At 57.9% G+C, this 15,154-nt stretch carries 15 protein-coding genes and 5 tRNA genes; 18 read left to right on the forward strand and 2 right to left on the reverse strand.

The window, feature by feature from the left end:
* Positions 1 to 257: 257 nt before the first annotated feature.
* The 8 genes from dctP to K6T12_RS11430 all read left to right on the forward strand — a co-directional run bounded on the left by dctP (position 258) and on the right by K6T12_RS11430 (position 8,066).
* The gene (gene dctP, locus K6T12_RS11395) at positions 258 to 1,214 is read left to right on the forward strand and encodes a TRAP transporter substrate-binding protein DctP (RefSeq protein WP_222222547.1); all 957 of its coding nucleotides are present in this window, start codon (positions 258 to 260) and stop codon (positions 1,212 to 1,214) included.
* Positions 1,215 to 1,319: 105 nt separating this feature from the next.
* Entirely contained in the window at positions 1,320 to 1,865 is a 546-nt protein-coding gene (locus tag K6T12_RS11400; protein ID WP_222222549.1) for a TRAP transporter small permease, read from the forward strand.
* A 90-nt stretch (positions 1,866 to 1,955) separates the two neighbouring features.
* Positions 1,956 to 3,257, forward strand: coding sequence for a TRAP transporter large permease (locus K6T12_RS11405; protein WP_222222551.1), 1,302 nt, complete (start codon positions 1,956 to 1,958; stop codon positions 3,255 to 3,257).
* Between the two features lie 132 nt (positions 3,258 to 3,389).
* Positions 3,390 to 4,286 (forward strand): LysR substrate-binding domain-containing protein, encoded by an 897-nt coding sequence (locus tag K6T12_RS11410; RefSeq protein ID WP_222222553.1) that lies wholly within the window; start codon positions 3,390 to 3,392, stop codon positions 4,284 to 4,286.
* Positions 4,287 to 4,403: 117 nt separating this feature from the next.
* The gene (gene bla / locus K6T12_RS11415; protein ID WP_255611677.1) at positions 4,404 to 5,291 is read left to right on the forward strand and encodes a class A beta-lactamase; all 888 of its coding nucleotides are present in this window, start codon (positions 4,404 to 4,406) and stop codon (positions 5,289 to 5,291) included.
* Between the two features lie 193 nt (positions 5,292 to 5,484).
* Complete coding sequence (locus tag K6T12_RS11420; RefSeq protein WP_255611678.1) at positions 5,485 to 6,468, forward strand: Vgb family protein; 984 nt, start codon at positions 5,485 to 5,487, stop codon at positions 6,466 to 6,468.
* A 217-nt stretch (positions 6,469 to 6,685) separates the two neighbouring features.
* Positions 6,686 to 7,555, forward strand: coding sequence for an NAD(P)-dependent oxidoreductase (locus K6T12_RS11425; protein ID WP_222222555.1), 870 nt, complete (start codon positions 6,686 to 6,688; stop codon positions 7,553 to 7,555).
* A gap of 370 nt (positions 7,556 to 7,925) precedes the next feature.
* A complete protein-coding gene (locus tag K6T12_RS11430; RefSeq protein WP_222222557.1) occupies positions 7,926 to 8,066 on the forward strand; it encodes a hypothetical protein in 141 nt (46 codons plus the stop codon).
* Positions 8,067 to 8,098: 32 nt separating this feature from the next.
* On the opposite strand, the gene K6T12_RS11435 is transcribed toward K6T12_RS11430, so the two are convergent.
* Positions 8,099 to 8,947: a DUF1853 family protein gene (locus tag K6T12_RS11435; protein WP_255611679.1), complete on the reverse strand. Its 849-nt coding sequence runs from the start codon at positions 8,945 to 8,947 to the stop codon at positions 8,099 to 8,101.
* 64 nt (positions 8,948 to 9,011) lie between these two features.
* Between K6T12_RS11435 and K6T12_RS11440 the strand changes: the two genes are divergently transcribed.
* The 8 genes from K6T12_RS11440 (at position 9,012) to K6T12_RS11475 (ending at position 12,445) form a co-directional block, all read left to right on the forward strand.
* On the forward strand, positions 9,012 to 9,329 hold the full coding sequence (locus K6T12_RS11440; RefSeq protein ID WP_222222561.1) for an excinuclease ABC subunit C: 318 nt from the start codon (positions 9,012 to 9,014) through the stop codon (positions 9,327 to 9,329).
* A 24-nt stretch (positions 9,330 to 9,353) separates the two neighbouring features.
* Positions 9,354 to 11,189, forward strand: a complete 1,836-nt coding sequence (gene uvrC, locus K6T12_RS11445; RefSeq protein WP_222222563.1) for an excinuclease ABC subunit UvrC — start codon at positions 9,354 to 9,356, stop codon at positions 11,187 to 11,189.
* A 65-nt stretch (positions 11,190 to 11,254) separates the two neighbouring features.
* Positions 11,255 to 11,803 carry a CDP-diacylglycerol--glycerol-3-phosphate 3-phosphatidyltransferase gene (gene pgsA, locus K6T12_RS11450; RefSeq protein ID WP_222222565.1) on the forward strand — a complete coding sequence of 183 codons (549 nt, stop codon included), beginning with the start codon at positions 11,255 to 11,257 and terminating at the stop codon, positions 11,801 to 11,803.
* Positions 11,804 to 11,890: 87 nt separating this feature from the next.
* Positions 11,891 to 11,966, forward strand: a tRNA-Gly gene (locus K6T12_RS11455).
* A 52-nt stretch (positions 11,967 to 12,018) separates the two neighbouring features.
* Positions 12,019 to 12,092 (forward strand) — tRNA-Cys (locus tag K6T12_RS11460).
* Positions 12,093 to 12,101: 9 nt separating this feature from the next.
* Positions 12,102 to 12,188 (forward strand) — tRNA-Leu (locus tag K6T12_RS11465).
* A 25-nt stretch (positions 12,189 to 12,213) separates the two neighbouring features.
* Positions 12,214 to 12,289, forward strand: a tRNA-Gly gene (locus tag K6T12_RS11470).
* A gap of 82 nt (positions 12,290 to 12,371) precedes the next feature.
* A tRNA-Cys gene (locus tag K6T12_RS11475) sits at positions 12,372 to 12,445 on the forward strand.
* A 92-nt stretch (positions 12,446 to 12,537) separates the two neighbouring features.
* Here K6T12_RS11475 and gap read toward each other — a convergent pair.
* On the reverse strand, positions 12,538 to 13,542 hold the full coding sequence (gene gap / locus K6T12_RS11480; protein ID WP_222222567.1) for a type I glyceraldehyde-3-phosphate dehydrogenase: 1,005 nt from the start codon (positions 13,540 to 13,542) through the stop codon (positions 12,538 to 12,540).
* 187 nt (positions 13,543 to 13,729) lie between these two features.
* Here gap and K6T12_RS11485 point away from each other — a divergent pair, with 187 nt between their 5' ends.
* Both K6T12_RS11485 and K6T12_RS11490 read left to right on the forward strand, forming a co-directional pair.
* Positions 13,730 to 14,542 (forward strand): DNA-binding protein, encoded by an 813-nt coding sequence (locus tag K6T12_RS11485; protein ID WP_222222570.1) that lies wholly within the window; start codon positions 13,730 to 13,732, stop codon positions 14,540 to 14,542.
* A 37-nt stretch (positions 14,543 to 14,579) separates the two neighbouring features.
* Positions 14,580 to 15,029, forward strand: a complete 450-nt coding sequence (locus K6T12_RS11490; protein WP_222222572.1) for a response regulator — start codon at positions 14,580 to 14,582, stop codon at positions 15,027 to 15,029.
* The last annotated feature ends 125 nt before the right edge of the window (positions 15,030 to 15,154 follow it).

Consider the following 15,154-nt stretch of genomic DNA (forward strand, 5'->3'; position numbering starts at 1 on the left):
GGTCGCAATATTAAAGCATCCCGTGTTGTTGTGATCGCCGCATTCGTGGTTTTCCTTTCACAACTGCACGGTTAACAGCCTGTCGGCGATGGTCGATGGTAATTAAGCATCGGCCCTCCGATGAATCTTATGCAACAGACCTTACATCAAATAAAAACAGGGGACTGTGAGTAATGACATTCAATAATAAAATAGTCCGAGCCTCATCGGCTCTGATGCTGGCTTTCGCATGTCTTTTTGGAGGAGTGTCTTCCACGTTGGCGGCGGAAACGGTAAAAATCAACTTTGCCGGTATGTTCGCACCGAACCACCCGGTCACCAAGGCGCAAAAGGCGTTTAAGAAAGAGGTCGAAGCGGCGACCGACGGGCGGGTCAAGGTACGGGTTTTTCCGGCCAACCAGCTTGGCGACTATACCCAGGTATTTGAGGAGCTGCGCCGCGGCACCATCGATATGGGGCTGATCACGATACCCAGCCAGTTCGATACCCGGCTGGAGATCATGTATCTGCACTACCTGGCGATGAACTACGATGAGGTCCGCAAGACCTATATGCCAGGCTCGTACCTGTTCTCGACCATGGAACGGCTGGTTGGCGACCTGGGCGTAAAATTCATGGCTTTTGAGGTCGATGGCTTTGGTGGGCTCGGTCTGACCAAGCTGCCGGAGAACATCGCCGATCCGCAAACTGCCAAGGATGTTCTGCTGCGGGTACCGCCGATGGATATCTTCAAGGTGGCTGCCGAAGACCAGGGTTTCCAGACCGTGGCCGTGCCCTTTGCCGAGCTCTACACCTCGCTGCAAACCGGGGTCGCCGACGGCTGGAGCGGTGGTTCTTCGATGCTCAACTACCTACAGTTCCGCGACGTGATCAAGCATTTCGTGGTCACCAACAACTTCATCGACGCTTACGGCTGGCTGGCCAGCGAGAAGCTTTGGGACAAGCTGACGCCTGAAGACCGCAAGATCGTTCGTGATGCGGCGCTGAAGTATGCCCTGCAGAGTATCGACGAGGCTGAGGAAAATGACCGTGTCCATCAGCAAAAGCTTGCTGATAAGGGCATCAATGTCGTCAAACTCTCGGATGCTGAACTGCAGGCTTGGGCTCAGCAGGCACGGAATGTCACCTGGCCAAAACTGAGATCCCGTCTGACCGACGAACTGATTGATGGCATGCAGGCGGCCTACACCATGCAGCAGGCCGCCGCCCAATAATCTTCCCGACACCGGCCGGGCCGGCTTCGGCTGCCCGGTCTTTCTGTTCAAGGACGGCGCCTTTTACAGGCGTCAGTCCGCCCACTTTCAGACAGGAGAGGGGATATGGGATATCTCAATAAGACCGCCCGGCTGGTACTTCGTCTGCAACGTCTGCTGGCAATTGCGGGCACTGTTTTTATCGTCCTCGGCGTCAGTTGCGGCGCACTGTTTCGCTACGTGCTGGGCGTTAGTTTTCATGGCCTTGAGGAGTTGCTGGTCATCGCCGCTTTCTGGATGTACTTCATGGGAGCCTCCTGCGCCAGCTATGAAAAAAAGCATATCACCGCAGAGGCGTTCTCCATTTACTGCACCTGGCCGCTACTACGCAAGCTGGTCGCTTGTCTGGCAGCAGCTATTACCTTTGGATTGTCCGCGCTCTATACCGTTTGGGGCTGGGATTTCCTGACGTGGAGTATTGAGGCCGGCGGTGAAACCACGCGCCTTCAAATACCGCTCGCTGTCGGGCATAGCGCCGTTTTTGTCGGGTTTTTACTAATGTCAGGTTATTTTCTGGTCGATCTGATCAGCCAGTTCAAAAGTCTTATTTCTGATTCTGGTACGACCCAGGATATTGCCGGCAAAAATGCAGGTTCATCTGCGGGTTATTAATCAACCGGGAAACTGGTTCGGACAGGCGCCAGGAGTGAACCTGGCGGTGCAGCAGAGCAATAACAACTTATAAAATCTAAAGGCATGCCTATGCTTTCCGTAATAGCGCTTTCCATTCTTATACTGGCTCTTATTATCGGTGTGCCGGTTCCTTTTGCCTTCTTGGGATCGACCACCTTTCTCATCTTTTTCGCTGATTATGATCCCAGCTTCCTGTTGCCGTTCGGCTTCAGCCGGATGAGTAACTCGGTGTTGTTGGCGATTCCGCTGTTCATTATCGCCGGTGGACTGATCAACCGTGGCCATATCGGTGACAAGCTGGTTGAGCTTATCGATCTGTTCGTCGGCCGCATCAAGGGCGGGATGGGGGTCGTTACCGTCATCTCCTGTGCGGTATTCGGCTCCATCACCGGCAGCGCCGCAGCGACGCTGTCCGGCATCGGCGCCATCATGTTCCCCAAACTCAACAAGGCCGGATACCCGGCGGGGCATTCGGCTGCGTTGATCGCCAATGCTTCGGTGCTGGGGCTGCTGATTCCGCCCAGTGCGATCATGATTCTCTATGCCTGGATCGGCAACCAATCGGTGTTGGCGGCATTCCTGGCGACTGTGGTACCTGGCATTATCCTGACCCTGCTGCTCTGTCTGGTCAATGTGGTGCTGGTGCGCAAGCACCCCGAGCTGGTATTGGAAGCACCGCTTGATCGTAAAGCCTTTCGGCAACAGCTGGCCCGTCGAAGCAGCCGGGCGGTGCCGGCGTTGGCGATGCCGTTTCTGATTCTGGGCGGGATCTACAGCGGCTTCGTAACCCCGACCGAGGCCGCCGCGCTGGGTGTGCTCTATGCCATTCCGGTCGGCTTTTTCATCTATCGGGGGCTGAACGGTCGCAGCCTGGTGCAGGCGCTGCTCGAGGCGGCGGTGACTACCGGGGTGATCATGGTGATGCTCTATACCGTGATGATCCTCAGTCGGCTTTACATCATGGAGGACCTGCCCGGCACCATTATGGACGCGCTGACCTCCGTGACCGAGAACCCGTTGCTGATCCTGCTAATGATCAACCTGTTCATGGTGGTTATCGGAATGCTGATGGACGATGCCAGTGCGGTACTGCTATCCACGCCGATCCTGCTGCCGCTGATCATGCAGTTGGACGTCAGTCCGATACAGTTTGCCGCCATTGTCGGCGTCAATCTCGGCATGGGCAACATCACGCCGCCGACGGCGCCGCTGCTCTATCTCGGCGGACAGCTGAACGGCGCCCGCATCGACCAGATGATGAAGCCAACGCTTTGCATGATCGCCTTCGCCTGGTTGCCGACGCTGCTGCTGGTGACCTATGTACCGCAACTGTCACTCTGGCTGCCGGGGTTGGTGCTGGGTATTGAATAAATCGGCGCTGCAATCAGCCAGTGTACCGTCGGGCCATCTGGCCTGGCGGACTGCTGGCAGCTTCAAGCTATCGCTTAACACTCCATCATGCTTAAGTGATAGGACAGGAGGTAAACCGATAGGAGTTGTAATATGCGTCTGGCCAGACGACTACCGCCACTGGACACCCTGATCAGTTTCGAGGCCGTTGCCCGCCATGGCAGCTTCACCGCCGCCGCCAATGAGCTCTGTCTGACCCAGAGCGCGGTAAGCAAACAGGTCAGGGCGCTCGAGGAAAACCTGCAGCTGACGCTGTTCCATCGACATGCGCGGGGTATCGAGCTCAATGATGCGGGCCAGCAGCTGTTGGCCGACGTGCAGCCGTTGCTGTACAGCCTGGCGCGCACGGTCGAACGGCTGAAGCAGGCCCACGACGCCAACACCGTCACTATTGCGGCCACCCATGCCGTTTCCCATCACTGGCTGTTCCCACGGCTGACCGCGTTCAGCCGCGCCCATCCGGAGATTCACGTCAGCATACACTCGAGCAACGAGATCACCGAAGCCGGCATTGGCGATTACGATTTCGGCATTCTCTATGGCGAAGGCCAATGGCCCAGCCTGGAAGCGGCACCGCTGTTCGCCGAGCGGATCTATCCGGTATGTCGTATCGACTATCCGGTGAGCGAACCCGACTCGCTCGAGTCATTGCAGGATTGCCAGCTGATACAGCTCGACTCCCGTGCCTGGAACTGCCTGGACTGGCGCGAGTGGTTCGGTCATTTCGGCATCGACTACCAACCGCCAGCCGATGCGATCACCTTCAACCAGGTAACGCTGGTCTACAATGCCGCGCTTGAAGGACTTGGGATCGCCCTGGGCTGGGATTTCATGGCTGCCGATGCGATAGAGCGTGGCCAGTTGAAGCCGGTTGGCAATTTCGTCTACGAGACCGGCAAGCACGACTATCTGGTTAACCTGCGTCACAAGCGGCTATCGAAATCTGCCCAGCTGTTCAGGGACTGGATGCTGAACACGGAGGCCCACTGAACTTTTTTGTTAGAATCGTTCTTCAATCGACTGAGTGCCAGCGGGCTGCGGCGGCATGCCGAAATACCCGCAGCTATGGTCGATTCTTTTGTTTACTGATTAGGAGTTGAATGTGGTATGAGACAGGGATATTTGGCCGGCTTTTTAAGGTTGAGCGGTGCTGCCGTCGTTTTCAACCTGACGTTGTTTTTCAGCCTGTACACACAGGCGAACCCGCTGACCGACAAGATTGCGGAGGTCGAACGGAAGCTGGACGCACGCGTCGGGGTGTCCGTCTATAACCCGACCAGCCAACAGCTTTGGCACTATAAAGGCAATTTACGTTTCCCTTTGATGAGTACCTTCAAAACGCTGGCCTGTGCAAAGTTGCTTGCCGATGTCGACAGCGGTAAGCAGTCTATCGAGCAAACTGCGCTGATAAAGCAAGAAGCCCTGATCACCTGGTCGCCGGTCACCGAACAACATGTCGGCGAGCGGTTTACGCTGAAACAGGCGTGCACCGCAGCCATGCTGATGAGTGACAACACGGCTGCCAATATCGTGCTGGAAGGGATCGATGGGCCTGCTGCCTTGACCCGTTTTCTGCGCGTTATTGGCGATGAGGTGACCCGCCTCGATCGGATAGAGCCGTACCTGAACGAGGCCAAGCCAGACGATCTTCGGGATACGACAACCCCCAATGCAATGGCTAACAGCCTGGCTGAGTTACTGTTTGGCAATACGCTGTCTCAGACAGCCAAGGATCAGCTCAAGCAGTGGATGATGGAAAACAAGGTGTCCGACAGTCTGTTACGCTCGGAGCTGCCGACCGGTTGGCTGATTGCCGACCGATCCGGCGCCGGCGGCTTCGGCTCAAGAGGGATCACGGCTGTCGTATGGCCGGCGGAAAAGCCGCCTCTGGTTATTGCCATCTACCTGACGCAAACCGACGCGTCCTTTGACAGCCGAAACCAGGCAATTGCCGAGATCGGCAAAACGATTTTTGAGCATTACCCGGATAAATAGCCGGGCTTAAAGCCAGGATTAAATAACGTTTTGGTAATGGTAAGGCTGCCGCTGTGCGCTCCAGAGGGGTCTGTGACGGGGATGAATTTTCCTAATCCGGCCGGCATAAAGCCATAGAAGCACTAAGCTGACTGAGTGATTTGAGCAGCAGAGACAGGGCTGAAACTTTCCTAACCCTAATGGGAGGCTCCGCATGGCTGGTATCCGAGCGCTGTTGTTGTGGCCGATGTTATGGTTGTTGACAGCGTTGGCCTCGGTGGAAGCTTTAGCGGCCGGCGACGTGCGGGTATATCCGCTACCGGCTGGTTCCCGTCCCCATGATGTGGCGCCGGCGCCGGATGGCAAGGTCTGGTACACCGGACAACGCCGCGGAGTGCTGGGCATTCTGGAGCCGGAATCGGGCGCGGTGAAAGAGGTGCCGTTGGGTGACAACTCGGCCCCCCATGGCGTGATCCAGGGGCCGGACGGTGCGGCCTGGATAACCGATGGCGGACAAAATGCAATCGTCCGTTATGATCCGGTCGCCGACAGCATTCAGTTGTTCCCGCTGCCGGTCGGGCAGGGGTGGGCCAACCTTAATACCGCCACCTTCGACGGCGACGGCATGCTCTGGTTCACCGGCCAGAGCGGTATCTACGGCCGGTTCGATCCGGCATCCGGTGGTATGACGGTTTGGCAGGCCCCGCGAGGCTACGGGCCGTATGGGATCGCTACCACACCGGATGGCGAGGTCTTCTACGCTTCGCTGGCAGGCAGTTATATCGCCCATATCGATCCTGTGAGCGGTACGGCCGAGCTGATCGAGCCACCAAGGCCGGACCAGGGCGCACGCCGGGTCTGGTCCGACAGTCGGGGCCATATCTGGGTCAGCGAGTGGAACAGCGGGTATTTGAGCCGCTATGTGCCGCAAACCGGCCAATGGCGCGGCTGGAAGCTGCCGGGCCACTCGCCCCACGCCTATGCGGTCTACGTCGACGAGCGGGATGTGGTCTGGGTCAGCGATTTCGGCGCCAACGCGGTGTTGAGCTTCGAGCCGGCCTCCGAGTCGTTCACCGCCTATCCCGGCAGTGCTCCGGGGGCTAATGTCCGGCAGATTCTTGGCCGTCCCGGCGAGGTCTGGCTGCCGGAATCGGGGCTGGATCGATTGATGCGGATTCGAACCAACGTACAGAAGTGATACGGGTGTCCGGCCGCGCTTGGCGCATTAACTCGCGGTTCGCTGGCCATGGGCAGTACAGATAGTCCTGTACATACGACTTTGTGTATCTGTTCCGGCTATGGTGGCCGCTATACACTGTCCCTCTTAGCGGTGATCGCTCGGTGCTTTACTGGGTACTTTACATAGTGCCGGAGCGTCCCGATCAAGCATCGTACTACAGGACAGGAAGGACAGTATGAAACTGGCATTTATTGGCTTGGGCGTCATGGGCTATCCGATGGCGGGACATCTGCAGCGGGCAGGCCATCAGGTAACGGTTTACAACCGTACCGCCAGCAAGGCGGAGCAGTGGGCGACCGAGCACGGTGGTGCCTTTGCAACCACGCCGGCCGAAGCGGCCCGGGGCGCGGAAATTATTTTCAGCTGTGTCGGTAACGACGACGACCTGCGCTCGGTGATCCTCGGTGATGAGGGCGCCTTTGCCAGCATGGCGTCGGGGGCGGTGCTGGTCGACCACACCACGGCATCGGCCGAAGTGGCCCGCGAGCTGGCCGGCCTGGCGGCGGAACAGGGGCTCGGCTTCCTCGATGCGCCGGTCTCCGGTGGTCAGGCCGGGGCCGAAAATGGTGTACTCAGCATCATGGTCGGCGGTGAACAGGCGGTATTCGATCGCTGTGAGCCGGTGCTGCAGGCCTACGGCAAGTCGATCAAATTGCTTGGCGAGGCCGGTTCCGGCCAGCTGGCCAAGATGGTCAACCAGATCTGCATCGCCGGCCTGGTGCAGGGGCTGGCTGAAGGGGTGCATTTCGCCAAGCAGGCGGGGCTGGATGGCAAGGCGCTGTTCGACGTGATCCAGCATGGCGCGGCGGGCTCCTGGCAGATGGTCAACCGTCATGAAACCATGCTCGACAACCAGTTCGAGTTTGGCTTCGCGGTCGACTGGATGCGTAAGGATCTACGCATCGCGCTGGATGAAGCCCGCAATAACGGCGCCCAGCTACCGGTTACCGCACTGGTGGACCAGTTCTATGCCGAAATCCAGAAGATGGGCGGCAACCGCTGGGATACCTCGTCGCTGGTGGCGCGGTTGGAACGCGAAGACTGATTTTTCGTACGCAAATAGCTTTGTAGGTGAAGTGGTTGCTGGCGTGATTCAGGGTTGGCTCAGTGTTCCCTTTGGGTATCAGCCGACCAGGAGCCCGCAGGGCTCCGATGTCCTACAGGCTTGTGACCTTTGTACCGGGTTAGCTTTGGCTAGCCTGGTTCAGCTTTGATTAGGCGTTTCTGAGTCCTCTGAGTTTACCGCGCTTCATACTGTCGTGGTTAAAAGCACCTGAAGGCGCTTGGTGCGCCTCACTCCCGTTCTCTTCTCAAATCCGACCAATCATCCGGTCGTTGTATAGACAGCGTCCGCTGGGGCTTTATAATTCGGCCATCCCAATTACAACTACATAAAGTTCCTCGAGGACAGTTCTATGGATAAATACGCAATGATCTCGTTCATTCCGAGCATCGCCGTTATCGGCGCACTGTTCGTAATCGTGGCTGTCGGCATCAAGATGCTGCGCAAGTTCATCGCGGAGGATGCCGCTACCGCTGCGCGCAAGGATTCCTGATCCAGGCCGCCGGCTACCGCTCTGCTGTTTCTTCAGAGCGGTAGCGCTTGCCACTCGTCGGGCACGATAAAGCCCCGATCCTTCTCCCGCCAGCCCGTCGGCGAATCTCCATCCGTCACCAGCCTTGAGAACAGCTGCGGCCCGGTCAGTACCTCGAGCTGATCCCGCCAGTTTTCCTCGGGTGCCCGGCACCAGTGCGACAGCCAATCCGGTTTACGCCTGATCTGCACTGCATCGCAATCAGCCAGTAACCGAGAACTCTCGGCCCTAGCCAGCCACCAACCCCGACTGTGCTGAGGGCTCAGCTCCGGCGCCAGCTGTGTCGGAATATCCCCCCAGCGATAGAACAGCATCCCCTGGATCAACAGGTGATATCGACTCGGCACCAGTCCCAATTCCTGACAGCGTTGACGGCCTGCCTGACTATATGCCAGCTCGATCTGCTGGCTGCGCATCTTGTGCCACTTCAGATCGAGCCGATCCCTGCGGCCAGGGCCGATATAATCACTCAGCCGGTCGCCGGCGCCGACACAGAGATAGAACTTGATCGCGCATTCGAGGTGGTGCACCTGTTGCTGTCGGTCGCGCAGCAGGAAATCGAACTCTCCAACGGTTCGTCGGCCATCGAATACCTGAATATTTCTTTTTATATCAACAAAATAGCCAGACAATATCAGGATATGGTTAACTACCTGCTCGTAGTAATTGCCCAATCGATGGGGGAACGTCGCGGAAAATCCCTCAGCCGTGGGTCTGCCGGGCGACAACTGTCGTAGCCAGCGGGCACCGTCCAGTTCGGCTTCCAGCGCCATCAGCGATGGTTGGTGGCGGACCCAGGCACAGTCCGCCTGTTGGCAATTAAACGGATGTCGGCTTAACAAGGCTCAGGCTTCCCCGTACAGTAGCATTACAGAATCCGTAGTAGAGTTAACAAAGGACCGCCGCATGAGTGTGCTGAACCAATCGCAGGTGCCGGAGTTTATCGATCCGTCATCGCAGGAGCGTCATCCGTTAATGACGGAGACGGATATCAACAACATCCTGGTCAATGGGGCGATGATTTCGCTGAGCAAGCTCAAGCGGGCCCGCAGTTTCGATGCGCGTCTCTACTATTATGCCGAGATTGGCGTCTACCTCGAAGTATCGCTGTCGCGTGGTGCCGGTATTACCGATGAAACCCGCGAAACCCTGGAGCGCATCCACATGGAAGCGACCCACGAGCATATGGACGCCAACAAGGCGCTGAACCAGCGCTTGAGCTGATCGAGCCAATAGACCTGAAAGTACATGTCAGAAGTATCGGCGGGCTTTGATGCCCGCGCTTTTCTCGCCCGCCTGACCAGCCGTCCCGGTGTCTACCAGATGTATGATGCCGCGGGGGAGCTGCTCTATATCGGTAAGGCCAAGAACCTGAAAAACCGGGTCGGCAGCTACTTCCGCAGCAGCGGCCTGTCGATCAAGACCCAGGCGCTGGTGGCCAAGATCGCCGATATACAGGTGACGGTCACCAACAGCGAGACCGAAGCGCTGTTGTTGGAGCAGAACCTGATCAAGGCGCATCGGCCGCCCTACAACATCCTGCTGCGCGACGATAAGTCCTACCCCTATATCTTCGTCTCGGATAAGGACCAGTACCCGGCGGTGCGTTTCAATCGTGGCGCCCGCAACAAGGGTGGCCGCTATTTCGGGCCGTTTCCCAGCGGCGGCGCGGTGCGCGAGAGCCTGAACCTGCTGCAGAAGCTGTTCCGGATCCGGCAATGCGAAGACAGCTTCTTCAAGAACCGTTCGCGGCCCTGCCTGCAGTACCAGATCAATCGCTGCAGCGGCCCCTGTGTCGGGCTGATCTCGCCGGAGGCCTATCAGCAGGACCTGCGCCATGCCACCATGTTCCTCGAGGGTAAGAACAAGGCGATTCTGGCCGAGCTGGCCGAGTCGATGGAGCAGGCCTCGATGGCGCTGGAATTCGAACAGGCGGCGACCTATCGAGATCAGATCAGCAGCCTGCAGCAGGTACAGGAGCAGCAATACGTTACCGGCATGAGCGGCGATGCCGACGTGATCGGCGTGGCACTGCAGCCGGGCGGGGTATCGGTGCATATGCTTTACGTCCGCGGTGGCCGGATCATCGGCAGCAAGGTGTTCCATCCCCGGGTATCGGTTGAGGATAGCGAAGCGGATATCCTGTCGGCGTTTCTGGCCCAGTGGTACCTGGGGTCGCAACGGGAGATCCCGAACCTGGTGATCACCAGTTTTGAACTGGCCGACCGCGCAGCGCTTGAAGAGGCGCTGATGGAAAGGCGCGGCCGCAAGGTAGCGCTGCAGCACAGCGTGCGCGGCGAGCGGGCCGGCTGGCAGCGCCTGGCGCAGACCAACGCCGAACAGCAGTTGGCCAGCTACCTGGCCAACAAGCAGAACGTTTACAATCGCTTCCTGGCGTTGCAGGAGGCACTCGAGCTGGAGAGCCTGCCGCAACGGCTGGAGTGTTTCGATATCAGCCACAGCTCCGGCGAGGCGACGGTGGCCAGTTGCGTGGTGTTCGATCGCAACGGCCCGCTGAAATCCGACTATCGGCGGTTCAATATCGAGGGGATCACCGGCGGCGACGACTACGCCGCGATGCATCAGGCCCTGGAACGGCGTTATACCCGGATCAAGAAAGGCGAGGGCAAACTGCCGGATATCTTGCTGATCGACGGCGGCAAGGGCCAGGTCAGCCAGGCGCTGGAAGTGCTGGAGCAGCTGCAGATCGACGAGGTGCTGGTGGTCGGCGTTGCCAAGGGACCGAGCCGACGTGCAGGGCTGGAGGTATTGCTGCTGGGTGACAGCGGCACCGAGGTGACCCTGGCCGGCGATTCGCCGGCATTGCATCTGGTACAGCATATCCGCGACGAATCGCACCGTTTCGCCATTACCGGTCACCGCGCTCGGCGCGGCAAGGCGCGTAAGCAGTCGACGCTGGAGGGGATACCCGGCGTCGGTCCGAAACGGCGCCGCGAACTGTTGCGTCACTTCGGCGGCTTGCAGGCAATGCAGAGTGCCAGTATTGAAGAAATCGCCAAAGTCTCTACCATTAGCCGCACTTTGGCCGAACAGATCTATGCGGCATTACATCCTGAATCTTAAGGGGGCGCTCTCGATTATTCAGTCAACGCTGGCTAATAGTGAACGCCCCTAGGACAAGCTTTTTCATGACCATACCCAATCTGTTGACACTGCTGCGTATCGTTCTGATCCCGGTATTCGTGTTGTGTTACTACCTACCGGTAAGCTGGGCGGCCTATGCCGCAGGGGCGGTGTTCGCCGCGGCAGCGGTAACCGACTGGTTCGACGGCTACCTGGCTCGCCGATTGGACCAGATGTCGACGTTCGGCGCCTTTCTTGATCCGGTGGCCGACAAATTGATCGTTGCGGCGGCACTGGTATTGCTGGTGGAATCCTACTCCACGCCGTGGTTGACCCTGCCTGCGGTGGTGATCATCGGTCGCGAAATCGTGATCTCGGCGCTGCGCGAGTGGATGGCCGAGCTGGGCAAGCGGGCCAGCGTGGCGGTCTCCTATGTCGGCAAGGTAAAAACCACCTTGCAGATGCTGGCGATCCTGCTGTTGGTGGTTGCCGAGCCATACTCGCAGCTCGGCTGGGCAGGGCTGGTGTCGCTCTATCTGTCGGCTTTGCTGACCCTCTGGTCGATGCTGGAGTACCTGAAAGCGGCTTGGCCGGAGCTGGCCAAGGAAATCTAAGTGCTTAAAAATTAAGCGAAAATTTTTTCATTACGGTGTTGACATCAATTCGGGGCCATCTATAATACGCACCACTTACAGCGCAGTGCGGGAATAGCTCAGTTGGTAGAGCGCAACCTTGCCAAGGTTGAGGTCGCCGGTTCGAACCCGGTTTCCCGCTCCAGCTTCCGACAGGTCGGTTGGGAATGCGCAGTAAGATGCTCAAGGGCATTGAAGGCTGGATGGCAGAGTGGTTATGCAGCGGACTGCAACTCCGTGTACGCCGGTTCGATTCCGACTCCAGCCTCCATTAGATTCTGCCCGGATGGTGGAATTGGTAGACACAGGAGACTTAAAATCTCCCGCCCGTTAGGGCGTGCCGGTTCAAGTCCGGCTCCGGGCACCAGTTCCGCATCATCAGCGGCAACAGTGCGGGAATAGCTCAGTTGGTAGAGCGCAACCTTGCCAAGGTTGAGGTCGCCGGTTCGAACCCGGTTTCCCGCTCCAATCCCGAGCGTATCGGGATATGAAAGACGGCCAGCGCAAGCTGGTTTTTTATTCTTCTTTCACAGTGTGAAAGGCCATCGAAGGCTGGATGGCAGAGTGGTCATGCAGCGGACTGCAACTCCGTGTACGCCGGTTCGATTCCGACTCCAGCCTCCATTTTCTTTTTTAATACCTCTTTATCTTCTTTTTACCGATCTCTCTTTCTTTACTGGTGTCGCGACAGCCGGGCCCGCCAGGGCTAATTGGATTTATAGAAAATTCGCCAGTGCGCGCGTAGTGTCCAGCATCCGGTTGGAGAAGCCCCACTCGTTGTCATACCAGGCAAACACCTTCACCAGGCCGTCGGCGACCCGGGTCTGGGTGCTGTCGAAGATGCATGACGCCGGGTTGTGGTTGAAGTCGATTGAGACCAGCGGCAGCTCGTTGTACACCAAAATCTCTTTCATCGCCCCTTCGGCGGCATCCCGCATCAGCTGGTTGACCTCCTCAACCGTGGTGTCGCGTTTCGGCACGAAGCTCAGGTCCACCAGCGATACATTGGCGGTGGGTACGCGGATCGCCAGCCCGCTGAGGCGGCCTTTCAGCTCCGGTAACACCAATCCGACCGCCTCGGCGGCGCCGGTGCGGGTCGGGATCATCGACAAAGCAGCAGCCCTGGAGCGGTAGATATCGTTGCCGGTGATATCGGTTAGGTGCTGGTCGTTGGTGTAGGCGTGAATGGTGGTCATCATTCCCTGTTGAATGCCGATGCCGTCGTTCAAGACTCTGCTCATCGGTGCCAGGCAGTTGGTGGTACAGGAGGCGTTGGAGATGATCTGCTCTTCGCCGGTCAGTCGCTGATGGTTGACGCCGTAGACGATGGTTGCATCGGCGTCTTTGGTCGGTGCCGATACCAGTACCCGTTTCGCCCCCTGTTTCAGGTGAACGGCAGCGGCCGAGCGCTCGGTAAAGCGGCCGGTGCACTCATACACCACATCGATCGCCAACTCTCGCCAGGGTAGGGCGGCGGGATCGGGTTCGCGCAGCATGCGGATGCGGTGCTCGCCCACCTCCAGATGAGCGGCGTTGTAGCGTACAGCCTTGTTGAAGTGACCGTGTACGCTGTCGTATTCGGTCAGGTGGGCGGCGATCCGGGTGTCGCCGAGGTCATTGATTGCGACGATCTCTATATCACGCCGATCGCCTCCGTAGAGTGCGCGCAGGATGTTCCGTCCGATGCGCCCATAGCCGTTGATTGCAACACGAATACTCATAATCCGCCTCCATGTCTCGGCCTTTTTCTCAAGCATATATGAAAAACAGCGGCTTAGCGCAGTACTTAACAACAGCCCAGGTTGGTCGAGTGGATAAAAGACGCTTAAAAAAAATGTGTCCCTGGCCTAGAATGAGGGCCAAATCTTTTCACAATACGTATCAAACAATACGTACTTCGGATTATTTATGCCGAGAACCAGTGATACCTACCAGCGCACGTTTGAAGTAGCCGATGCGCTGATGGAACAGGGCATCAGGCCAACCCAGCAAAAAGTGCGCGAAAAGCTGGGCAGCGGTTCCATCTCGACAATCAATAAAGCCCTGGGCGATTGGTGGCAGCAGTTGGGACAACGGCTGCGCGACCAGCGTACCGTACCAGGCCTGCCGGATCCCGTTGCCGAAACGGCGTCAAAACTCTGGCAGCAGGCGCTGGGCTATGCCGAGCGCAGCTACAAGGAGCAGAGTGAGGCCTTTGCCCGGCAGGTCCAGCAGCAGAGCGACGCGGCTCTGGAGCAGGCCCGTCAGGCACGCAGTGATGCCGATGGGCTTCGCAACCAGAATGAGCGGCTACTGCGGGAGAATGCCGAACTGCTGACCGAGCGGCGAGAGCAGCAGGATCAGATCCGGCAGCTGGAAGAGCAACTGATCCAGTTGAATGCGAAAGATGCCGAGCAACAGCGGGAGTTAAAGCAGCAGGCGTTAATACTTGAGCGTGGCCAGGCGCCGGCAAGTGCTTCTGCGTTACCGGAAGGCGAAGGGTTACTTCAGCTTAAGGTAGAGCTGAAAGTGAGAGAGCATCGCATAACGGAGCTGCAGGCACGGGTTGCACAGTTGGAGGATGAGAACCGGACTCTGCGTGACCAGCGTATCGACGCGGAACAGGCGGCGATCAAGAAGCAGCATGCGCTGGAGTTGGTGATTGCCCAGCAGGATGTGCGCTACGAGGAGCTGCAGCGTGAGCTGAGCCGATACCGTGAAAGCATAGCGGTCAGGCCTTAGATAAATACATAAATATATCTAGCTAAGTGATTGATATATGGATATTTACCTGGATGATTCAGCCGACTACGAAGTGATCGCCGATGCCTTTCGACGTTGTGAGGCTGAGGATGCGGTCTGCTGTCGAAGCGAGGCGCTGTTCACGTTGGCCAAGCAGGTGATGGTCAAGGAGAGGCTTGCTGGCGCCACCCTGCAGTTGATCGACAGCGACGGTTACGCCATCCGCCAGGTCACCAGCCGCAGACGTGAGGAGCAGGGCGCCGCGTCTTCCGATCAGCTCAACGATCGCCAGTTGGCGGTAATCAAGGCCCTGGAAAAGGTGCTGGGCTACTGCAAGAAGGAAGGGATTCAGCTGATCGGTTACAGTGACGAACTGGTCGCACTACCTGTTGGGCTAAAGTCTAATGAAATTTCTACCGCTGCCGCCTTAGATATTGAAACACATGGGGTTTATCGTGGGGCAGAGAGCCTGGCGGGTAACGAATAAACAGACCCTGTAAATAATTCTGTGTAACTGCCAAGGTTAAATATAGTCCGCCAAGCGGTCTTCAAATTCGATCATAAAGCGGTTCAGGGCAGCCTTCCAGTTCCTGATGGGCATTGTCCATTTTT

Origin of the sequence: Marinobacterium arenosum, from assembly GCF_019795155.1 — a bacterium.
Taxonomy (GTDB): domain Bacteria; phylum Pseudomonadota; class Gammaproteobacteria; order Pseudomonadales; family Balneatricaceae; genus Marinobacterium_C; species Marinobacterium_C arenosum.

Coding starts and splice junctions, on each gene's coding strand:
- K6T12_RS11400 (WP_222222549.1), top strand. CDS start 1,320: ATGGGATATCTCAATAAGACCGCCCGGCTGGTACTTCGTCTGCAACGT.
- K6T12_RS11405 (WP_222222551.1), top strand. CDS start 1,956: ATGCTTTCCGTAATAGCGCTTTCCATTCTTATACTGGCTCTTATTATC.
- K6T12_RS11410 (WP_222222553.1), top strand. CDS start 3,390: ATGCGTCTGGCCAGACGACTACCGCCACTGGACACCCTGATCAGTTTC.
- bla (WP_255611677.1), top strand. CDS start 4,404: ATGAGACAGGGATATTTGGCCGGCTTTTTAAGGTTGAGCGGTGCTGCC.
- K6T12_RS11420 (WP_255611678.1), top strand. CDS start 5,485: ATGGCTGGTATCCGAGCGCTGTTGTTGTGGCCGATGTTATGGTTGTTG.
- K6T12_RS11425 (WP_222222555.1), top strand. CDS start 6,686: ATGAAACTGGCATTTATTGGCTTGGGCGTCATGGGCTATCCGATGGCG.
- K6T12_RS11430 (WP_222222557.1), top strand. CDS start 7,926: ATGGATAAATACGCAATGATCTCGTTCATTCCGAGCATCGCCGTTATC.
- K6T12_RS11440 (WP_222222561.1), top strand. CDS start 9,012: ATGAGTGTGCTGAACCAATCGCAGGTGCCGGAGTTTATCGATCCGTCA.
- uvrC (WP_222222563.1), top strand. CDS start 9,354: ATGTCAGAAGTATCGGCGGGCTTTGATGCCCGCGCTTTTCTCGCCCGC.
- pgsA (WP_222222565.1), top strand. CDS start 11,255: ATGACCATACCCAATCTGTTGACACTGCTGCGTATCGTTCTGATCCCG.
- gap (WP_222222567.1), bottom strand. CDS start 13,542: ATGAGTATTCGTGTTGCAATCAACGGCTATGGGCGCATCGGACGGAAC.
- K6T12_RS11485 (WP_222222570.1), top strand. CDS start 13,730: ATGCCGAGAACCAGTGATACCTACCAGCGCACGTTTGAAGTAGCCGAT.
- K6T12_RS11490 (WP_222222572.1), top strand. CDS start 14,580: ATGGATATTTACCTGGATGATTCAGCCGACTACGAAGTGATCGCCGAT.